At 44.1% G+C, this 19,609-nt stretch carries 21 protein-coding genes; 8 read left to right on the plus strand and 13 right to left on the minus strand.

Translation table 11 applies throughout. The features are described 5' to 3' along the window. Positions 1 to 206: 206 nt before the first annotated feature. The 5 genes from BDD26_RS06575 to gntX form a co-directional block, all read right to left on the minus strand. Positions 207 to 965 carry a DeoR/GlpR family transcriptional regulator gene (locus BDD26_RS06575; RefSeq protein WP_038264692.1) on the minus strand — a complete coding sequence of 253 codons (759 nt, stop codon included), beginning with the start codon at positions 963 to 965 and terminating at the stop codon, positions 207 to 209. A 61-nt stretch (positions 966 to 1,026) separates the two neighbouring features. After that, entirely contained in the window at positions 1,027 to 1,860 is an 834-nt protein-coding gene (gene glpG, locus BDD26_RS06580; RefSeq protein ID WP_038264689.1) for a rhomboid family intramembrane serine protease GlpG, read from the minus strand. A gap of 122 nt (positions 1,861 to 1,982) precedes the next feature. Beyond that, a complete protein-coding gene (gene glpE, locus BDD26_RS06585) occupies positions 1,983 to 2,306 on the minus strand; it encodes a thiosulfate sulfurtransferase GlpE (protein WP_038264686.1) in 324 nt (107 codons plus the stop codon). Positions 2,307 to 2,494: 188 nt separating this feature from the next. Then, positions 2,495 to 3,070, minus strand: coding sequence for a Fe-S biogenesis protein NfuA (gene nfuA, locus BDD26_RS06590; protein WP_115825896.1), 576 nt, complete (start codon positions 3,068 to 3,070; stop codon positions 2,495 to 2,497). Between the two features lie 59 nt (positions 3,071 to 3,129). After that, a complete protein-coding gene (gntX, locus tag BDD26_RS06595) occupies positions 3,130 to 3,813 on the minus strand; it encodes a DNA utilization protein GntX (protein WP_115825898.1) in 684 nt (227 codons plus the stop codon). Positions 3,814 to 3,865: 52 nt separating this feature from the next. Here gntX and bioH point away from each other — a divergent pair, with 52 nt between their 5' ends. Further along, positions 3,866 to 4,645 (plus strand): pimeloyl-ACP methyl ester esterase BioH, encoded by a 780-nt coding sequence (bioH, locus tag BDD26_RS06600; RefSeq protein ID WP_115825900.1) that lies wholly within the window; start codon positions 3,866 to 3,868, stop codon positions 4,643 to 4,645. 96 nt (positions 4,646 to 4,741) lie between these two features. Here bioH and BDD26_RS06605 read toward each other — a convergent pair whose 3' ends face one another. From BDD26_RS06605 to BDD26_RS06640, 8 genes are all read right to left on the minus strand, one after another. After that, a complete protein-coding gene (locus BDD26_RS06605; RefSeq protein WP_115825902.1) occupies positions 4,742 to 5,185 on the minus strand; it encodes an OsmC family protein in 444 nt (147 codons plus the stop codon). 112 nt (positions 5,186 to 5,297) lie between these two features. Continuing rightward, the gene (locus BDD26_RS06610) at positions 5,298 to 5,759 is read right to left on the minus strand and encodes an RES family NAD+ phosphorylase (RefSeq protein WP_038264672.1); all 462 of its coding nucleotides are present in this window, start codon (positions 5,757 to 5,759) and stop codon (positions 5,298 to 5,300) included. Further along, on the minus strand, positions 5,756 to 6,202 hold the full coding sequence (parS, locus tag BDD26_RS06615; RefSeq protein WP_038264670.1) for a type II RES/Xre toxin-antitoxin system antitoxin: 447 nt from the start codon (positions 6,200 to 6,202) through the stop codon (positions 5,756 to 5,758). The genes BDD26_RS06610 and parS overlap by 4 nt, the downstream gene beginning before the upstream one ends. A gap of 105 nt (positions 6,203 to 6,307) precedes the next feature. Next, positions 6,308 to 6,547, minus strand: coding sequence for a FeoC-like transcriptional regulator (locus BDD26_RS06620; protein WP_038261752.1), 240 nt, complete (start codon positions 6,545 to 6,547; stop codon positions 6,308 to 6,310). Between the two features lie 8 nt (positions 6,548 to 6,555). Beyond that, on the minus strand, positions 6,556 to 8,883 hold the full coding sequence (gene feoB / locus BDD26_RS06625; protein ID WP_038261758.1) for a Fe(2+) transporter permease subunit FeoB: 2,328 nt from the start codon (positions 8,881 to 8,883) through the stop codon (positions 6,556 to 6,558). 68 nt (positions 8,884 to 8,951) lie between these two features. Further along, positions 8,952 to 9,182, minus strand: a complete 231-nt coding sequence (feoA, locus tag BDD26_RS06630) for a ferrous iron transporter A (RefSeq protein WP_038261750.1) — start codon at positions 9,180 to 9,182, stop codon at positions 8,952 to 8,954. Between the two features lie 315 nt (positions 9,183 to 9,497). Then, positions 9,498 to 10,022, minus strand: coding sequence for a pyridoxamine 5'-phosphate oxidase family protein (locus BDD26_RS06635; protein ID WP_115825904.1), 525 nt, complete (start codon positions 10,020 to 10,022; stop codon positions 9,498 to 9,500). 344 nt (positions 10,023 to 10,366) lie between these two features. Next, a complete protein-coding gene (locus BDD26_RS06640) occupies positions 10,367 to 12,715 on the minus strand; it encodes a Tex family protein (protein WP_115825906.1) in 2,349 nt (782 codons plus the stop codon). Between the two features lie 362 nt (positions 12,716 to 13,077). On the opposite strand from BDD26_RS06640, the gene greB reads away from it, so the two are divergent. From greB to pstB, 7 genes are all read left to right on the plus strand, one after another. Then, a complete protein-coding gene (gene greB, locus BDD26_RS06645) occupies positions 13,078 to 13,563 on the plus strand; it encodes a transcription elongation factor GreB (RefSeq protein WP_038261744.1) in 486 nt (161 codons plus the stop codon). Positions 13,564 to 13,734: 171 nt separating this feature from the next. Further along, the gene (ompR, locus tag BDD26_RS06650) at positions 13,735 to 14,454 is read left to right on the plus strand and encodes an osmolarity response regulator transcription factor OmpR (protein ID WP_115825908.1); all 720 of its coding nucleotides are present in this window, start codon (positions 13,735 to 13,737) and stop codon (positions 14,452 to 14,454) included. Positions 14,455 to 14,610: 156 nt separating this feature from the next. Further along, a complete protein-coding gene (locus BDD26_RS06655; RefSeq protein ID WP_232217415.1) occupies positions 14,611 to 15,564 on the plus strand; it encodes an ATP-binding protein in 954 nt (317 codons plus the stop codon). Positions 15,565 to 15,783: 219 nt separating this feature from the next. Next, positions 15,784 to 16,842: a phosphate ABC transporter substrate-binding protein PstS gene (gene pstS / locus BDD26_RS06660; protein ID WP_115825910.1), complete on the plus strand. Its 1,059-nt coding sequence runs from the start codon at positions 15,784 to 15,786 to the stop codon at positions 16,840 to 16,842. Positions 16,843 to 16,960: 118 nt separating this feature from the next. After that, positions 16,961 to 17,911: a phosphate ABC transporter permease PstC gene (gene pstC / locus BDD26_RS06665; RefSeq protein ID WP_038261754.1), complete on the plus strand. Its 951-nt coding sequence runs from the start codon at positions 16,961 to 16,963 to the stop codon at positions 17,909 to 17,911. Between the two features lies 1 nt (position 17,912). Beyond that, a complete protein-coding gene (gene pstA, locus BDD26_RS06670) occupies positions 17,913 to 18,773 on the plus strand; it encodes a phosphate ABC transporter permease PstA (RefSeq protein WP_038261737.1) in 861 nt (286 codons plus the stop codon). 35 nt (positions 18,774 to 18,808) lie between these two features. Further along, positions 18,809 to 19,585 carry a phosphate ABC transporter ATP-binding protein PstB gene (pstB, locus tag BDD26_RS06675; RefSeq protein ID WP_038261735.1) on the plus strand — a complete coding sequence of 259 codons (777 nt, stop codon included), beginning with the start codon at positions 18,809 to 18,811 and terminating at the stop codon, positions 19,583 to 19,585. Positions 19,586 to 19,609 lie beyond the last annotated feature (24 nt).

Below are 19,609 nucleotides of genomic sequence, written 5' to 3' on the forward strand. Positions count from 1 at the left end.
AAATGTTTTCATGACGCAGATAACAAATAGCTATCTTATATATAAGATTAATAAGGAAATTGTCATAAGCAAATCAGAGGTAGTGAGTTACTGTGAGGATACAAGGAAGAGTGTCTGAAGTTGTGAACAGGAAAAACAGGGGCTGGAGTAGCCCACCTGTTTTTTAGGCGGGACATAAACAAAATATAACTAACATGACCCCGGTTTTAACACAGTTCCAGTTTAACGTTATGTTGTTCGATGATTTTCTGGATGTTGGATGGTGGTGCTTTATCCGTAAACAGAAAATCGATCAGGTTCATGTTACCGAGGTTAACCATGGCACTGCGGCCAAATTTGGAATGGTCTGCAACCAGCATAACACAGCGCGAGTTTTCGATAATTGCGCGTTTGGTCCTGACTTCATGGTAGTCGAACTCTAACAGAGAGCCATCAGAGTCAATGCCGCTGATGCCAAGGATACCGAAATCAAGGCGGAATTGGGAGATGAAATCCAGCGTTGCTTCACCAATGATGCCACCATCACGGGATCGTACTTCGCCACCTGCCAGAATCAGGCGAAAATCTTCTTTTCCCATGAGCAGGGTTGCAACGTTGAGGTTGTTGGTGACAATCCGCAGATCGCGATGATTAAATAATGCGTGGGCTACAGCTTCTGGTGTGGTGCCAATATCGATGAACAGGGTTGCACCATCTGGGATCTGGGTGGCAACTTGTTGGGCGATGCGTGCTTTCTCATCTGACCACATAATCTTGCGGTCATGGTAAGCCGTGTTGACGGAACTGGAGGGTAAAGCAGCACCACCGTGATGACGTTGGATCTTATTTTTGTCGGCCAATTCGTTCAAATCACGCCGGATTGTTTGTGGGCTGACGTCAAAGTGTTCGACTAGCTCTTCAGTGCTGACATAACCCTGAAGACGCACCAGCTCGATTATTGCATCATGTCGCTGAGTTTGCTTCACAACATTCCCCTAATGTTTTACCTAAATTAATTATAATTGACTGACTTTATTTGGAATATTATTAATTTTTTTGTTTGCGTAAATTGTCCCATAATCCCATCAATAACCCGATGAATAAGCCTGAAAAATGGGCTGCATTGGCAATATTGAGCGAAAACATATTGAAATAGCCAACGAATAACCAAATAACTGAGATGGCGATAAGCCCTCTGGGAGCACTAATTCCCTTTCCAGGAGACATTTCTCCTGTCAGCCAAACATAACCGATCAGAGCATAGACCACACCGGAAAGACCACCAAAATGCGAGCCGCTGAACAGCGATTGTGCCCAACCACTGAAAAATGCAGAAACTATTGTTATTTCAATGAGTTTTGCGCTGTTAATATTTTTTTCAACCTGACTGCCGAAATACCACCAAAGCACCAAATTAAACAGGATATGTAGCAATGAAAAGTGCAGAAATATGGGGCTAATCCAACGCCACAGTTCCAGATATTGTGCATTGTTGGGCCATGCCAGCCAGCGCATAACCTCATTAATTCCAGCAAATTGCATCCAGAGGTAAACCAGAATACAGAGCGCGGTTATGGCGACAGTCAATGGTCCAGATTGGCTTTTCAGTGTGTTCCAGCTCAGGTTGTTATGGTATGGCAAAGGTGTGTTTGATTTACCTGTTTGCCAGCTGGCAGCTTGATAGCGTTCATTAAGCGGATCACGGGCAAACTTGTTGAGTTCTTGTTCAACAAAATTTAATTGGCTTTCGTCTTCCAGCCATAATTCAACCACATGCGGTTCATTGGCAGGATGCATGGTCAGGTGAATACCCTGCGTCGCCATATAATCAATGAAGGCCTGAGCCAGTCTTGGGTTAGATATTGAGGTTACATGGATCATTGCGTGTTTTATCTGCCTTAAATTGGGGTTAATGGCACAGGAGCTTGTTATGCAGAAGGACTATACCGCAGTTAAAGACACCGTACTTAAAGACGCCATAGTAAATAGCAAAAGATTAGAATTTATTCAGAATGAACAGCATGAGGATAATCTTTTTTCCACACTTCAAAGCCGCCGTTAACGCTGTATACGGTTTCGAAACCAATATTGATTAGGTATTGTGCAGCTCCCTGACTGCTGTGCCCGTGATAGCACATCACCATGACTGGTTGGTCAAAATCGGCTTCTTGCAGGAATTTATTGATAGTTTCATTCGTTAAATGAAATGCACCTGTTACATGACCAGCACGGAAACTTTGCGGATCACGAACATCCACCATCAGAGCGCTTTTATCGAGCCAGTTTTGGTAGGCCTGTTCAGAGCTTATTGTTTGAAAATGATCCATAAATACTCAATGTTATTTCTTAAATTTTCATTTTAAGGTGTCAGTTTCTTAATAATCTTATTCCCTTGCTGTCGCGATGCATCTTGAAATCCATAGGGTATATAACTCTACAGCCTTCCCAATTTTGGCATTGGAAAGGCATGACCAAGCGAGCAGAAGTACTAAGAACAGAAAATGAAATTAGTGTATTAATAGTAAGAGTGTTCGCCATGCTGATGTTCAGTCAGGTCTTTGACGCCCTTCAATTCAGGGAACATCTGTAACAACTGTTTTTCAATCCCTTCTTTCAGGGTGACATCGACCATAGAACAACCGTTGCAACCACCACCAAATTGCAGGATGGCATAACCATCATCGGTGATTTCCATCAGGCTGACACGGCCACCATGACCTGCGAGTTGAGGATTGATCTGTGATTGCAGGAGATATTCAACGCGCTCAATCAGTGGCGCATCGTCTGCCACTTTACGCATTTTGGCGTTTGGTGCTTTCAGGGTCAGTTGGGAGCCAAGCTGGTCAGTCACAAAATCAATGACAGCCTCTTCCAGAAAAGGAGCACTGACTTCATCAACATAGGCAGAAAGCTTGTCAAATTTCAATTCGGTATCAGTGGCTTCAACAGCATCAGGTGGGCAATAGGAAACACCGCATTCAGCAGTCGGCGTTCCTGGATTAATGACAAAAACGCGGATTTGTGTACCGGGTTCTTGATTTGCCAGTAGTTTGGCAAAGTGCGCTTGCGCTGCTTCAGTAATATTAATCATATCATTTGCTCAATAGTTGACTGTTCTAGTTGGTTATAATACGCCCATTTATGAGGGAACTACAAGGTTCGGCATATTGCCCAGGCTTGCACGGAGCGGGCACCCGCACGAATTAACAACTGTGTGGTTTCGTGCAGAGTTGTGCCTGTGGTGATCACATCATCGAAGATGGCGACATGTTGATCAGTAAAATTGCCGTGCAATTGAAAGGCATGCTTAAGATTGGTTTTCCTTTGGGCGGCAGATAAGCCCCGTTGTGTGAGTGTAGCACGTGTGCGTTGTAAAAGATTGGGTTGATATTGGCATTGCAACCAGCGTGCCAAAGGTTTGATGATAAGTTCAACCTGGTCAAACCCTCGTCGCCAGCGCTTCTGGTGGTGCAGGGGAATGCCAATTATATAATTCGGTTTGCTCCAGCGGCCTTCACGATAACCTTGCAACCAATGCAAAAGAAACAGACGAGCCAATACTGTCGCTATTTGTGGTGCACCATGATATTTGTAGCGGCGGATAAGCTGGTTCAACGGTGGAACATAATCAGTAACAGCGATAAGCCGTTGCCACGGCGGTGGGTTTTTTAGACAGCGGCCACAGGGGAAATCACTGGATTCGGCAGGCAACGCGCAACGCGGGCAAACATGTTCTAATCGTTTTAGTTTCTGGTTGCAGATATGGCAGATTCCATGATGGGCAAAATACAAATTTTGATGGCATAGCCAACAGTATCCAACCATTGTTAGCATAGTTTTCTTCCTTGATGAGAAATCCCTGATGACAAATAAGGTGAGAATAACAATGGGTAAGTTATTTTGGCAGACTTTAGGTGAAGTTCCTCGTGATATTGTGATGCTGCATGGATGGGGACTGAATGCTGAAGTTTGGCGTTCAGTGGAAACACGACTGGCTTCGCATTTTCGTTTACATTTAGTGGACTTGCCGGGATATGGACGCAGTCAGCAGTATCCGGCTATGACACTGAAAGAGATGGCAGAGACAGTGTGGCAACAGGCACCAGAAAATGCCCTGTGGCTTGGATGGTCGTTGGGAGGATTGGTTGCTAGTCAGATTGTGTTAGACCATCCTGAACAAGTGGCGGGATTAATCACAGTGGCATCTTCCCCAAAATTCAGTGAAGACGGGGATTGGCCGGGAATCAAACCAACTGTTCTGAGCGCTTTCAAACACCAACTGAGCGAAGATTTCCAGAAGACTGTTGAGCGTTTTCTGGCACTGCAAACGTTGGGAACGGATAGCGCCCGTCAGGATGCTCGTTTACTGAAATCGGTGGTATTGAACCAACCGATGCCGGCCGTGGAAGTGCTCAATGCAGGGCTGGAAATTCTGCGTACGGAGGATTTGAGGGCTGAACTGGCACAGCTTCAATTACCTTTCTTGCGCATCTATGGCTATCTTGATGGTTTAGTACCACGCAAGATTGCTGCAATACTTGACCGTCAGTGGTCACATACACACTCTGTCACTATGCGCAATGCGGCTCATGCACCATTTATTTCTCATCCTGATGAATTTGTGGATGTATTGATGGATTTTGTGGATGGTGAAATTGCTTATTGATAATTGCTCAAAATAGCAATTACTCATAATTACATATAAAAACAATTACCCATAACAGCAATGTTATGGGTATAAATATTACGGGGAATTGATTATTTATCTGACAGGATAAATTTCAGTTACAATTTCCGGCGTATTGACGATAGTATCGAGTATAGGGCAATTACTTTCTACAAACTGAATAAAATCGCGAATTTCCTGATCAGTATTATCTGCCTTTATATAGTATTTTGACGTGATTTTGGAAAAACCGATTTTGGCGTTTTTATTTTTACCTGTGAAACCGTCGGTATCTAATTCACCTTCCATTTTTATCTGAATATCAATTAAATTGATTTTATGTTTGCCGGCAAAACTTTTCGCTACAATACACTGACAGGCTCCGAAAGCTGAAAGAAGCGCTTCCACAGGGTTCATGGCTTCATCTGTTCCACCCAGATTTTTGGGTTCATCCACATGAAAGGTAAAACCCCGTGATGAACACTTCATTTTAAGGTGACCAGCAGACTCTATTGTTGCAGCAAATAACTCTTTAGGCATATTAGTATCCTCAGGTTATTAATAATAATGATAGAACTGCATATGGAATAATAAGAGAACGGTTTTTATTTTTCAATTTATCGCAATGGTTAAGTGAATGACCATGCTGTCGTTAAAGGATTAGGCGTTGGTCGAATGTAAAATCTAATTCTTTAACTGATTCAATGGACTTGGAAAATTTAGGGTGATTTGGGTTGATAATGGCGTTGTTTTCGTAAGGAACAATACAAGAAGGAATTATCAGGGCAACATTTTCTGCCGCATTTAGCCAGTCACTACCTATATCCATGGTTGAAACAGGTGCGGGGTCACGCCTCCAGTCATCAGGGAGATAGCTGTGATCCAGGTAATCCACATTTTTATCTGCTAACTCAATAGAAAATAGCTGGTATTCTTCAAGAAGGCTTTCTTTTGAGGTGTGGACATACAGTTCTAGTGTAGCAAGGGCGATAGAACTGGACACATAGACAGCATAGTGTCCCTTATGATTCCAGCGCCCACCAAATCTTTTGGCGCCATACCCCGTCCATGCTTCATTGGCATGAATGGATTTTACTAATCGGTAAAAAATCATGCAATAACACCATGTTCCAGTCGGCCAATGAGGTCCATCACTTCAAGAGCACCACTTTCTGTTGAGATAAGGGAAATTGGTGCAATATTACCTAGCCCTTTAACAGGCTCCTTGAGCCAATGATAGGCCGCTTCTTTATCACCATTGAAGAAATTGATGGCGGCATCAAACACGCGAACCAAGCGAGCTATGCGTTCGCTTTCATCGGGTGAAAATGGGCGACTAGAACTTTTACGACGTGCAACATTACGTTCACTGATACCAGCAATGCGAAGAATGTCGGTTTTAGATATCTCTGAGTCTCGATGAAGATTATCCAGCACATCAAGTGGTAATCCAGCTTGTAAGGTTTCGATCAGATCACTTCCCCGGTTTGCTGGTAGCCCTACAGAGCGCCAGAGAGCTTTCTTACTGATCGTATCATTTGGTACATAGATTCTCATAAATCACTCCCCAAAAATGACAAATGTCATAGTGAATATATGACATTTGTCTGTTTTAGGCAAGCTGCTTAAGTATTCCTAAAGGGGGGGAATATGAGATATTGCTTAATCTTTTATCGCCAATTGATACGCCTTAATATCGCATTTTTGTGTTTCCGGGCATTGCTTACAGCCACCACTCAGACAGGAGGAAATATCCACTTCCTCCAATTTACCCATTGTCACCAGTTGCTTGAGCATGGCCTCCACTATGGACTGTGGTGCTGAAAGTTGGTGGCTCAACGATCTTGCATCGGTACGTCCATTAAGGGCAACGGTATCTCGGATTTGCAACAGGCTAATCATAATAGCTCCTAGTGACAGCTACCGCCGGAACATTCGCAGCTCCGGTCTTTGGTGCTATGGTTTTTGGTACTATTAAATGCAATTGTGACTTTGCTGCGTGCGCGGCGTAAGCCGATAAGGACGAATATATTAAACAGAATGACAGCCAAAATAGTGAGCAAGCTGCTTTGCGGATGTGCAGAAAACGTCGCGACCTGATAGAACAGCGCAGCCAGAGAATAGGCGACGTTTAATCCCCATAAAATGGAAAAAGTCATCCAGCCTCGGCTGGTCTCACGGGCGATAGCTCCCATTACAGAAACGCAGGGAACGTATAACAGAACAAAGATCAGGTAACTATAGGCTGCGATAGTTGAACCAAATTTAACGCTCATTACTCCCATAGAACTGCTGTCCATATCGCCATCGCCTTTGCTGGCTTCAATCGGGTTAGACAAGGCGCTGAGAGTCAATGCTCCTTTTAGGCTATCCCATGTCTCTGTCACTGAACCTTTCAGCTCATCCAGTAAATTAAATTCATCCGGATTAAATGGCTGTTTAGTGATATTTTCAGCGGTATAGAGCGTATTCAGTGTACCGACAACGACCTCTTTTGCCATTGCTCCTGTTATCAGGCCGACGGTTGCCTGCCAGTTCTCAGCATGTACACCGATAGGCTGAAGGATCGGCGTGATGACTTTACTGACCGACGCCAGAGCAGATTCGTTGATATTGTCCACGGCCTTGCCAGAAAAAGAAAAACTATTGAGAGCACCGATAAGTATACTGGCGGCAACAATCACTTTACCCGCACGGATCACAAATCCTTTCAGACGTTGCCAGGTCTGGATTAGCAGGGTTTTGGCATGGGGAATATGGTATACAGGCAGCTCCATGACAAAAGGTGATGCTTCGCCACGCATTATGGTGAATTTAAGCAACAAGCCGGTCAGGATAGCAACGACAATACCGAGGATATACAGAGAAAAGACGATACTTGCGCCATGTTTATTAAAGAAGGCTGCGGCAAAGACGGCGAAGATAGCCAGCCGTGCACCACAGGACATAAATGGTGCCATCATGATAGTAATCAGTCTTTCGCGCGGAGCATCCAGTGTTCTGGAGCCCATCACAGCAGGGACGTTACAACCGAAGCCGACAATCAGTGGGACGAAGGATTTACCCGGCAATCCTAAAGACTGCATCAATCTGTCCATTACAAATGCTGCCCGAGCCATATAGCCAGAGTCTTCAAGGAAAGAAAGAAACAGGTACATCATGCCGATCTGCGGAACCAGTGGCAGCATGGTATTGATACCACCTCCGATGCCCTGCGCAAGGAAAATCGTCAGCCAGCCGGGGAAGTGGAGTGTATGGCCGAGCCACTGCATACCATCAATGAAAATAGCAGAAGAAGCACCATCAAAGATGGGTTGTAAGGCACCACCAATATTAATCGCCAGTACGAACATGAGGTACATGACAAACAGAAAGATAGGTACACCTAGCCAGCGATTGAGGATAATTCTATCCATCGTCTGAGTCAGCTTATTGGGGATTGCGGAGTGGATATCAGTGACTGTCAGACACAGGGCGTTAATCGCTTGATAGCGGGCGTCAGCAATAATAAGTTCCGGCTCTTCAATTTGTTGCTGTTGCAGACGGGTTTTACTTTCAGTCAGTTGCTCCTGAGTCAGCCCCGAACGTGCAAAGCTGTAAATATCTCCTTCCAGTATCTGTAAGCTGAGCCAACGACGTTGTTGTGGATTAAATTTCTCTGAGATCTGACCGGCGAGGAGATCGACTTCCTGCAATAAGGTTTTGGGGTAATCAACCAGCATCGGCCGGAGAGTCTGTTGATATTGGTCAATGGCATCTTTCAGAGCTTCTATCCCTGTAGAACGGGTAGAAACGAGCGGGATCACCGGACAACCGAGGCGTTGTTCCAGTGCCGCGATATCAATATTGATATGTTGGCTTTTAGCGATGTCCAACATATTCAGGGCAACAATACACGGAATGCCAAGCTCGATAATTTGCAGCGAAAGATAGAGATTGCGTTCCAGATTCGAAGCATCAACGACGTTGATAAACATGTCAGCTTCACTACTCAGTATGTAGTGGCAGGCAATTTGTTCGTCAATCGAAGTTTGTTCAGAAATGGTAGTAAGAGAATAAGTACCGGGAAGGTCTACAAGGTCTATTTCATGATTTTGGGTGAAAAAATGCCCGGTTTTACGTTCAACTGTAACCCCAGACCAGTTGCCGACTCGTTGTCGGGAGCCTGTAAGTTGGTTAAATAAAGTGGTTTTCCCAGAGTTGGGATTACCGATCAAACCTATAGTTAATTGCTTCATCATACTTTTTACTGATCAGGAATATTGCACGTCATTACATTCAGCCTGGATTGTACTGAACTTAGACTTCATTCTGCTGGATTTACTGCTAATGTAAGGAATGCTAAGTCTTTTTTACGGAGAATTAAATTGACTCTGCGTGTTTCTATTTGAATGGGATCGCCCAATGGTGCTACCCGGATGACCTGAAATGTGGAACCGGGCAACATTCCCAGAGACAATAACTTCTGTCTGTATGCTGGATTTATCTGTGGAAAGAATCCCAGAATTTTATAGCTTTGATTTGGAGTCAATAACATATAACATTCCGTTAAAATTTGAAAGTTAGTGATTATGAGAATTATTATCCTCAATAAAGCAAAATTCACAAGAAAAAAGTACATTAATTATTTTGAATTAAAGTACTAATGAGAATAATATGCAATACCAATTCTATGTGTCTGTCACGAATGATGATGGAATAAATTGATATTAATCAGTTTAATGGTGATTTTATTGAAATTAAAGTTATGTAAAGAATGTTGGGGGGAACTAATAACAAGCTCCAATAAGAAATGAAGCTTGTTGATATTTATTTTTCCTATGAATTCTTCAAATGTATTTTGTTTTATTCATTAATTTTTGGGTGGATGAAGCAGGTCACTTAATGGCACTGGAACACGGGCATCATCCTGGTGTTCACTCCAAAGTGTTGAGTCATATACCCACCATGCTTCAATTTTCAATTCGTAGAAACGGCGTATCGCATTACCATAATAATCAGTAATAGGACGGGCTTTTTTCTTTCTGATATTCTCATCAGGATAAGTTTTCAGGAAAAAGTAATCATATGTTTCTTGTAATTCGTCGTCGGGGACTTGATAGGCATGGCCAATGAATTGAGAGCCTGCGAGTATCAACGTTGAGTCAGGCATGGTGATGCTGCTGTATATTGTCCCGCTGACACAAGGGTTCATGCACAGTTCCTGAGAATGTCGGGTATCTTGTTTTGAATACCAAATTAAACTTAATGGATTATATTTAGGAATGTAAAAGAGTGTTGATGACCAAACTGATTCTGCGTCTGGATCATTAGTGGCAAGGTTGAAAAATCTTATATTGCTGAGTAACTCAAAACTGCTTTGGACATATTTATTCATAAATTATTCCTTAACAATTTAATTTTTTGCTATGTTTTTAATTAAATTAAATAAATTACCATTATTATGGTGTTTATTATTATGAAATATATTGATTATTAAATGTGTTGCGTGATGAATTATACGGGTTATTTATGAGGAACGTCAGCCGTTATCATCTATTTAAATTTATTATATTGCTAATAAAATAAAGTTATCACAATGAAGGTTATGGTTTTTTTATGTATATGATTGAGAAATATTTTCAGAAATAGAAATAAGACTATATTAATTAAACTTCGTCTTATCTACCAAAATAAACTGACCCTTTTGGGTCAGTTCAGGAGATAATTTATAGAAAGAGATTAACGTTTTTTATCAAGAGCGGCAGCCAACGCATCACTCATGATACTGTTGGTCAATGGTACGGAATTTGATGAACGGAGATTATGGCGACCTTTGCCATTTTTGCCGCGTTCATTGCTATTACGTTCATGTCGATTGCCACCCTGCGTGTTGCCACGGCGAGCTGATGCTTCGCCCAGCTGTTCATCAAGGCGCATAGTGAGGGCAATACGTTTACGGTTCAGGTCAACATCCATCACTTTGACTTTCACAATATCACCTGTTTTCACGACAGTGTGTGGATCTTCCACAAAGCGATCGGATAGGGAAGAGATGTGCACTAATCCATCCTGATGCACGCCAATATCAACGAAAGCACCGAAGTTGGTGACATTGGTGACAGTGCCTTCCAGAATCATACCTGTTTGCAGGTCATTCATTGTTTCAACACCGTCGGCGAAAGTGGCTGTTTTGAACTCAGGGCGTGGGTCACGACCGGGTTTTTCCAACTCTTTCAGGATATCGGTTACTGTCGGAATACCGAATTTTTCAGTTGTGAAATCCTGAGCCTTTAAATTGCGCAGAGCGGCTGGATTGCCCATCAGTTCCGGCAGAGTCTGTTCTGTTATTGTCAGAATTTTTTCAACGACCGGATAGGCTTCCGGGTGAACGGTGGAAGCATCCAGCGGGTTATCACCCTGATTTATGCGCAGGAAGCCTGCACATTGCAGGAAGGCTTTTGGTCCAAGCCGTTGAACTTTCAGCAATTCTCCACGGTTGTTGAAACGACCATTCTCGTCACGCCAATTCACGATATTTTGGGCAACAGAACGAGTCAGGCCGGCTACACGAGTCAGCAAGGAAACTGATGCAGTATTCAGGTCGACACCAACACTGTTCACACAGTCCTCAACTACCGTATCCAGTTTTTTGGCAAGCAGGGTTTGGCTGACATCGTGCTGATACTGGCCGACACCAATGGATTTAGGATCGATTTTCACCAGTTCCGCCAGGGGATCTTGCAGACGGCGGGCGATGGAGACAGCACCACGCAGAGAAACATCTAAATCAGGGAATTCTTGTGCGGCCAGCTCTGAAGCGGAGTAAACAGATGCGCCAGCTTCACTGACCACGACTTTCTGCGCAGTGACGTCAGGATACTGTTTCTGAACATTAGCAAAGAAGCGTTCTGTTTCACGGGATGCAGTACCATTACCGATGGCTACCAGGTCAACATTGTATTTGGTACACAAAGCTGCAACGGCGGCTGCTGCTTTGTTTTCCTGACCAGTATGCGGGTAAATGGTATCCGTAGCGAGCAGTTTGCCTGTCGCATCTACGACTGCAACTTTTACTCCTGTGCGGAGACCCGGATCTAATCCCATTGTGGAGCGCATACCCGCAGGTGCTGCCATCAACAGATCATTCAGGTTGCGGGCGAAAACGTTGATCGCTTCATTTTCAGCTTTTTCGCGCAGCGTCCCCATCAGTTCGGTTTCCATATGCAACAGCACCTTAATGCGCCATGTCCAGTTCACGACAGCCTTGCGCCAATTATCAGCCGGCGCGTTATTCAGGCGCAGGTTCAAATGCTCTGTGATGATCTGTTCGCAATAACTTTCCTTAGATGCTTCTTCAAATTGAGGATCGGCATTCAGGGACAGTTGCAGGATACCTTCATTGCGTCCGCGGAACATGGCAAGGGCGCGATGGGATGGTACAGAGGCGATGGCTTCATGATGGTCAAAGTAATCGCTGAATTTGGCACCTTCTTCCTCTTTACCTTCAACAACTTTGGCAACCAGATGTGCATTTTTCCACAAATATTCACGTATTTTCACCAATAAAGCGGCATCTTCAGAAAAACGTTCCATCAGGATATAGCGGGCACCATCCAGTGCGGCTTTGGTATCTGCAACACCTTTGTCAGCGTTAACATAAGCAGTTGCAGCCGATTCCGGTTCTTGCTGTGGGTCTTGCCACAGCAGATCCGCCAATGGTTCCAGCCCGGCTTCAATGGCAATCTGCCCACGGGTACGGCGCTTAGGTTTATAGGGCAGATAGAGGTCTTCCAGTTCGGTTTTGCTCAGTGTGGTATTAATGGCTTCAGCCAGTTCATCCGTTAATTTTCCCTGTTCTTCAATGGATTTCAGGATAGTCTGGCGACGGTCTGACAGTTCGCGCAGATAACCAAGGCGGTTTTCAAGCTGGCGAAGCTGTGTATCATCCAGACCACCGGTGGCCTCTTTACGGTAACGGGCAACAAAGGGAACAGTATTTCCTTCATCAAGTAAGGTAATGGCTGCCAGGACTTGTTGTGGTTGAGCCTGTAGCTCACCAGCAATGATTAGACTTAAAGATTCATTCATGGTCTGTTTTCTTTAACTTTCTCAGCGCCTGTAGATATCAGCAGACAGTGCCAAATTTATCTGATCTACCCTTCATTCAAGTTGCTTTTTGATGGCAGCAACTTGAAATCCATTAAGTACAGATGCTGACAGGGTTCAAACTTGACACCATTATATACGCACAGAGCGCGATAATTTCCAGTTTATGCCTTTTATCTTTCAGGTTACCTGTTTTTTGGCTGTTACTTGTTGTTGTGATGCAACTCGAAATCTATCAGGTATAGCACAATATTTCTGTCAGGTTGCGACAGAATTCATCGAATATCTGTACGGTTAAGATATAGTACTGCGCCATTAATCATATTTTCTCAAGTGGGGTTTTCATGGGCAAAAGTAACTACATTACCCGAGAAGGCTGGCTGGCGCTTGATCAGGAACTGAAGTATCTCTGGAAAATTGAGCGCCCAAAAGTTACTCAGGCTGTATCTGATGCAGCCGCATTGGGGGATCGTTCAGAAAATGCAGAATATATTTATGGTAAAAAAAGGTTAAGGGAAATTGACCGCCGTGTGCGTTTTTTATCCAAGAGATTGGATGTTCTGCAAATTGTGGATGCTGATCCGCGGCAGGAAGGAAAAGTTTTTTTTGGGGCCTGGGTTAAAGTCGAAAACGAAAACGCTGAAGAATATATTTTTCGCTTAGTGGGGCCGGATGAATTTGACCCTGGCAAAAAATGGATTTCAATTGATTCACCTGTGGCAAGGGCGCTGCTTGGTAAGCAGGTCGATGATGAAATTACCGTCATGACACCTAATGGTAAAGTGGTTTACTGGATATTGGAAATTAGTTACCAGCCATTGGAAGCATAAAAATTAGGTGCAAATGGAGACAGGAAAACAAGGATGAAAAACAGAAACATAAGCAATTATTGTCAATATTATAAATATTCCTGGAATACATGACCTTAGTGTCTTTTAGAGCATGGGATTTCTGTGAGAATAATGGATATTGCGAGCATGGAACATCTTGGGAGCTGAAACATGCAAGAGAGTTATAAAATCCTTGTTGTTGATGATGATATGCGTTTACGCGTATTGCTAGAGCGCTATTTGTCGGAGCAGGGTTTTCAAGTTCGTTGTGTTGCAAATGCAGAGCAGATGGATCGCTTGTTGACCAGAGAATCTATTCAATTGATTGTTCTGGATTTAATGCTGCCGGGCGAAGATGGGTTATCTATCTGTCGAAGATTGAGAAGTCAGCATAACCCGATCCCCATCATTATGATCTCCGCGAAAGGGGAAGAAGTTGATCGGATTGTTGGTCTGGAAATCGGTGCGGATGATTACCTTGCAAAACCTTTTAACCCGCGGGAACTATTGGCACGTATCCGTGCTGTCCTGCGCCGTCACTCTAATGAATTGTCTGGTGCTCCGACACCGGATAACGCGATAGTCACCTTTGGTAAGTTTAAGCTGGATCTTGGAACTCGTGAAATGTTTCATAAAGATGAACAACTGTCCCTGACCAGTGGTGAATTCTCTGTACTGAAAGCATTGGTATCTCATCCCCGCGAACCTTTATCACGGGATAAGCTGATGAGTCTGGCACGAGGCAGGGAGTACGGTGCTATGGAGCGTTCCATTGATGTGCAGGTTTCCCGTTTACGTCGTTTGATTGAAGAAGATCCCGCCCATCCTCGTTATATCCAGACTGTTTGGGGGTTGGGGTATGTTTTTGTTCCTGATGGTAGTAAAGAATAACTGGAAGAAAGCATGAAAAGATTCAGGCTCCCGCTGCACGGTGTATTCCCCCGTGCTCTGTATTGGATATTGGTGATGCTGTGGGGCAGCCTGACGGTCAGTTATCTGGCTGCTTACCTACTATTATCATAGCTGGAAAAAATATTATTTATCAGTATGTTAAATTATATCCTCATCAGTGTGTTGACGACAGTATTATCAGTTTCTACGGCATTCTGGTTTTACCTGCGTGCCCAAAAACAGCCCTTAACTGCCATACAGCAAGCAATAATAAAAATGGGAAAAGGGAAAATCGTTACGCCATTACCTGAATCGGGAGCACCTGCCATCCAGTCAGTTATCCGGGCATTTAATCAAATGTCGGTGAGGGTTAAATCATTGGAAGATGAGCGTGTCATATTTATGGCAGGCATAAGCCATGACTTACGCACTCCACTGACTCGTATACGGTTAGCGATCGAAATGATTGGTGGAGAAGATGATTTTCTGCGTGAGTCGATCAATCGTGATATTGAAGAGTGCGACACCATCATTAATCAATTCATTAATTACCAGCGGTCTGGGCTGGATGCCATAATAGTCCGCTGTGAATTAAATCAACTTATTGAAGACGTGATTGGTGCAGAAAAAGCAGTAATGGCAGAGAAGACGAGCGCAGAAAATAATAGTGCCGGAAAAAATATTGAAGATAACCTGTCCGCTGCTCCTGTTTTTATTATGGCTAATCCACTTTCAGTTAAACGTGTTCTGGCGAATATGTTCACTAATGCTCATCGCTATGGCAACGGCTGGATCCGCATCAGTAGTGGGGCTACTGAACAGTTTGGCTGGTTTCAAATAGAAGATAATGGGACAGGTATAACACAAGAAGAAGCAGCGACTTTGTTTCAGCCTTTCAGGCAGGGAAAACAGAGTTACAGTAATAAACTCGATCATCATAATAGTGGCGTCGGCTTGGGGCTTGCTATTATCCGCCTCATTATCGACAAACATGACGGTTATCTTGATGTGGGCAGAAGTGAGAGAGGTGGGTTATCCATTCGCGCCTATATTCCATTGGCGACCGAATCATTAGTCATAGAACCATCAGCCATAGATGACAAGTTATGACATTGCATTGATGAAATTCAGGCTATGGGATATGAGTATGAATGAGATAGTAGCGGGAATTTCTGAATGACTGTCATAAAAATGTCATAATTCATACATTTTACTGTCATTAAGTTGACTTATTTTTCCCTCCTGAACCATTTTTTATCTAAAAACCAGATTGTCGACATTGTTGAAAGTTGTTTTTAATGAATGATGTATATCTCAGCAGGAGGGTGTATGAAATCAATGCGTATCACCGCGGCAGGCATCATGGTAACAGTATTTGCTATGACGTCTTTGTCTTCATTTGCTGCAACTACCTTTGTTGCAACGACCAGCTTGACGGGAGCTGGTGCGACATTCCCGGCACCGATATATACCAAGTGGGCAGATTCTTATCAAAAAGAGACGGGTAATAAAATCAATTATCAGGGGATTGGTTCTTCTGGTGGTGTAAAACAGATTATTGCCAACACGGTTGATTTTGGTGCCTCAGATGCCCCACTTACTGATAACAAACTGGCTTCTGAAGGTTTATTCCAGTTTCCGACCGTGATTGGCGGTATTGTGCTGGCGGTAAACCTTCAGGGTATCAAATCCGGCCAATTGGTATTAGATGGCAAAACCCTCGGTGACATCTATTTGGGAACCATCAAAAAATGGAATGATCCCGCCATTGCGAAATTGAATCCGGATCTCAAATTACCTGATCAAAATATTGTGGTGGTTCGCCGTGCGGATGGTTCCGGTACTTCCTTTGTTTTCACCAGCTACCTGTCCAAAGTCAACAGCGACTGGAAAGCAAAAGTCGGGGCAGGTTCTACAGTGAAATGGCCGATCGGACTGGGCGGCAAAGGTAATGATGGCATTGCGGCGTTCGTCCAGCGTCTGCCCGGCTCCATTGGTTATGTTGAATATGCTTATGCGAAACAAAATAATCTCGCCTATACCAAGTTGGTAGCCGCTGATGGAAAAGTTATCGCGCCTACCGAAACTAATTTCAGTGCGGCAGCAAAAGAGGCGGACTGGAGCAAAAGTTTCGCACAGGATTTAACTAATCAACCCGGCGAAAATGCATGGCCGATCACTTCAACGACGTTCATCTTAATTCATAAACAGCAGAAAAATACCACACATGGGGTAGAAGTCCTGAAATTCTTTGACTGGGCCTACGAGAAGGGCAGTGAGCAAGCGAAGGCACTGGATTATGCTGTGTTGCCAAAAGCCGTCATTGAACAGGTACGTGCAGCCTGGAAAAATGACATAAAAGATAAGCACGGTAATGCATTGTATTAATAATTCGTTGTATCAGTGATGTTATTGAAGGGAAATAACCCAAATGGAAACTGAGCGCATGGCTGAACATACTATACATAGAAGAACTATGCATAGAAAAGCTATACATAGAAAAACCATGCATAAGACAGTACAGAAAGCACCAGGTAAACACGGTGATATTATTTTCAGTACGCTGGTCAGGCTGGCGGCTCTGATGACGTTATTTCTGTTGGGAGGCATTATCATCTCGCTGCTCATTGCTGCCTGGCCGAGCATGCAGACGTTTGGTTTTACTTTTCTATGGAATAAAGATTGGGATGCACCTGCGGGGATCTTCGGTGCATTAGTACCGATTTATGGCACATTAGTGACCTCATTGATTGCCCTGATTATTGCCGTTCCGGTCAGTTTTGGCATCGCTCTGTTTTTGACAGAGCTGGCACCAAACTGGCTGAAACGGCCGCTTGGTGTGGCAATTGAATTATTGGCGGCGATCCCGAGTATCGTTTATGGCATGTGGGGGCTGTTTGTCTTTGCCCCGCTTTTTGCCACCTATTTCCAGCAACCTGTCGGTGATGTGTTGTCGAGTATTCCTGTCGTAGGAGAACTGTTTTCCGGCCCGGCTTTCGGCATTGGTATTCTGGCTGCGGGCATCATTCTTGCCATCATGATTATTCCCTATATCGCTTCTGTGATGCGCGATGTATTTGAGCAAACGCCCGTTATGATGAAAGAGTCGGCTTATGGGATTGGCTGTACAACATGGGAAGTGATTTGGCATATCGTCCTGCCTTACACCAAAAATGGGGTAATCGGCGGTGTGATGCTGGGCCTGGGGCGTGCTCTGGGAGAAACCATGGCAGTGACTTTTATTATCGGCAATACCTATCAACTGGACAGCCTCTCCCTCTATATGCCGGGAAACAGCATTACTTCAGCATTGGCAAATGAATTTGCCGAAGCGGAATCTGGTCTGCATACCTCTGCGTTGATGGAACTGGGGCTGATTTTATTTGTGATCACTTTTATTGTTCTCGCGTTATCAAAATTGATGATCATGCGTCTGTCCGGGAACGAGGGACGTTGAAATGGTAAGAATTGATAAACGCCATAGGTTGCAAGCCTGGCGGCGTCAGAAAAATCATCTCGCCCTGTTTCTGTCTATGGCAACAATGGCGTTCGGTTTGTTCTGGCTGATTTGGATTTTGATCTCCACAATCACTAAAGGCATTGATGGTATGTCTCTGGCATTATTTACCGAAATGACGCCACCGCCCAACACAGAAGGAGGCGGGCTGGCAAACGCCATTGTTGGCAGTGGACTCCTGATCTTCTGGGCAACGGTGTTCGGTACGCCATTGGGAATTATGGCGGGTATTTATCTTGCTGAGTATGGCCGTCGTTCTCCGCTGGCTGAGGTGATCCGCTTTATCAATGATATCCTGCTTTCTGCCCCTTCCATTGTTGTAGGGCTGTTTGTTTACACGGTCGTTGTGACAAAAATGCAGCATTTCTCCGGTTGGGCAGGGATCATCGCGCTGGCTCTGTTACAAATCCCGATTGTTATCCGCACAACGGAAAATATGTTGAAACTGGTGCCGGATAACCTGCGTGAAGCAGCTTATGCACTGGGAACACCGAAATGGAAAATGATCTCCGCCATTACGTTGAAAGCTTCAATATCGGGCATTATTACCGGTGTGTTACTGGCCATTGCCCGTATTGCAGGGGAAACCGCCCCATTGTTATTCACCTCGCTTTCCAACCAGTTCTGGAGCACTAACCTCAGTCAGCCAATTGCCAATCTGCCTGTCACCATATTCAAATTTGCTATGAGTCCATTCTCTGACTGGCAGCAACTGGCATGGGCCGGGGTTTTACTGATTACCTTGTGTGTACTGTTGATTAATATTTTGGCGCGGTTGTTATTTGCCAAGAAGAAATTCTGATATTAGAGGTACTGATATTGAAGAGAGAAACGTTGATGAGTAAAGCCAATGATGTTGCAGGAAGTAAGATTCAGGTACGTAATCTGAATTTCTATTATGGCAAATTCCATGCACTGAAAAATATTACGTTGGATATTGCACAGAATAAGGTAACTGCTTTCATTGGTCCGTCAGGATGTGGCAAATCAACATTACTGCGTACTTTTAACAAAATGTATGAACTGTATGGAGAACAGAAGGCAGAAGGCGAGATCCTGCTGGATGAAACGAATATTCTGACCGATAAACAGGATATTGCCTTGTTACGAGCCAAAGTAGGCATGGTTTTTCAGAAGCCGACGCCATTTCCGATGTCGATTTACGACAATATCGCTTTTGGCGTGCGTTTGTTTGAAAAACTCTCAAGAGCTGAGATGGATGAGCGAGTCCGGTGGGCGCTGACAAAAGCCGCATTGTGGAACGAAACCAAAGATAAGTTACACCAGAGTGGTTACAGCCTGTCCGGAGGTCAGCAGCAGCGTTTGTGTATTGCCCGTGCTATCGCTATCCGCCCGGAAGTTCTGTTACTGGATGAGCCTTGCTCTGCTCTCGACCCGATTTCTACAGGACGTATTGAAGAACTGATCAGTGAACTGAAATCGGAATATACCGTAGTGATCGTTACACACAATATGCAGCAGGCGGCACGTTGTTCTGATTATACGGCTTTTATGTACCTCGGTGAGTTGATTGAGTTCAGTGACACTGACATCTTGTTCACCACACCGAAAATGAAGCAGACCGAAGATTATATTACTGGTCGTTATGGTTGATATGGGCAGATACGAGGTAGCATA

Source organism: Xenorhabdus cabanillasii, assembly GCF_003386665.1.
In the GTDB taxonomy this organism is placed as follows: domain Bacteria; phylum Pseudomonadota; class Gammaproteobacteria; order Enterobacterales; family Enterobacteriaceae; genus Xenorhabdus; species Xenorhabdus cabanillasii.

Excerpts from the sequence above, each read along its gene's own strand:
- glpG (WP_038264689.1), bottom strand. The coding sequence starts at position 1,860 with ATGATCCATGTAACCTCAATATCTAACCCAAGACTGGCTCAGGCCTTC.
- glpE (WP_038264686.1), bottom strand. The coding sequence starts at position 2,306 with ATGGATCATTTTCAAACAATAAGCTCTGAACAGGCCTACCAAAACTGG.
- nfuA (WP_115825896.1), bottom strand. The coding sequence starts at position 3,070 with ATGATTAATATTACTGAAGCAGCGCAAGCGCACTTTGCCAAACTACTG.
- gntX (WP_115825898.1), bottom strand. The coding sequence starts at position 3,813 with ATGCTAACAATGGTTGGATACTGTTGGCTATGCCATCAAAATTTGTAT.
- bioH (WP_115825900.1), top strand. The coding sequence starts at position 3,866 with ATGGGTAAGTTATTTTGGCAGACTTTAGGTGAAGTTCCTCGTGATATT.
- BDD26_RS06605 (WP_115825902.1), bottom strand. The coding sequence starts at position 5,185 with ATGCCTAAAGAGTTATTTGCTGCAACAATAGAGTCTGCTGGTCACCTT.
- BDD26_RS06610 (WP_038264672.1), bottom strand. The coding sequence starts at position 5,759 with ATGATTTTTTACCGATTAGTAAAATCCATTCATGCCAATGAAGCATGG.
- parS (WP_038264670.1), bottom strand. The coding sequence starts at position 6,202 with ATGAGAATCTATGTACCAAATGATACGATCAGTAAGAAAGCTCTCTGG.
- BDD26_RS06620 (WP_038261752.1), bottom strand. The coding sequence starts at position 6,547 with ATGATTAGCCTGTTGCAAATCCGAGATACCGTTGCCCTTAATGGACGT.
- feoB (WP_038261758.1), bottom strand. The coding sequence starts at position 8,883 with ATGAAGCAATTAACTATAGGTTTGATCGGTAATCCCAACTCTGGGAAA.
- feoA (WP_038261750.1), bottom strand. The coding sequence starts at position 9,182 with ATGTTATTGACTCCAAATCAAAGCTATAAAATTCTGGGATTCTTTCCA.
- BDD26_RS06635 (WP_115825904.1), bottom strand. The coding sequence starts at position 10,022 with ATGAATAAATATGTCCAAAGCAGTTTTGAGTTACTCAGCAATATAAGA.
- BDD26_RS06640 (WP_115825906.1), bottom strand. The coding sequence starts at position 12,715 with ATGAATGAATCTTTAAGTCTAATCATTGCTGGTGAGCTACAGGCTCAA.
- greB (WP_038261744.1), top strand. The coding sequence starts at position 13,078 with ATGGGCAAAAGTAACTACATTACCCGAGAAGGCTGGCTGGCGCTTGAT.
- ompR (WP_115825908.1), top strand. The coding sequence starts at position 13,735 with ATGCAAGAGAGTTATAAAATCCTTGTTGTTGATGATGATATGCGTTTA.
- BDD26_RS06655 (WP_232217415.1), top strand. The coding sequence starts at position 14,611 with ATGTTAAATTATATCCTCATCAGTGTGTTGACGACAGTATTATCAGTT.
- pstS (WP_115825910.1), top strand. The coding sequence starts at position 15,784 with ATGAAATCAATGCGTATCACCGCGGCAGGCATCATGGTAACAGTATTT.
- pstC (WP_038261754.1), top strand. The coding sequence starts at position 16,961 with ATGCATAAGACAGTACAGAAAGCACCAGGTAAACACGGTGATATTATT.
- pstA (WP_038261737.1), top strand. The coding sequence starts at position 17,913 with ATGGTAAGAATTGATAAACGCCATAGGTTGCAAGCCTGGCGGCGTCAG.
- pstB (WP_038261735.1), top strand. The coding sequence starts at position 18,809 with ATGAGTAAAGCCAATGATGTTGCAGGAAGTAAGATTCAGGTACGTAAT.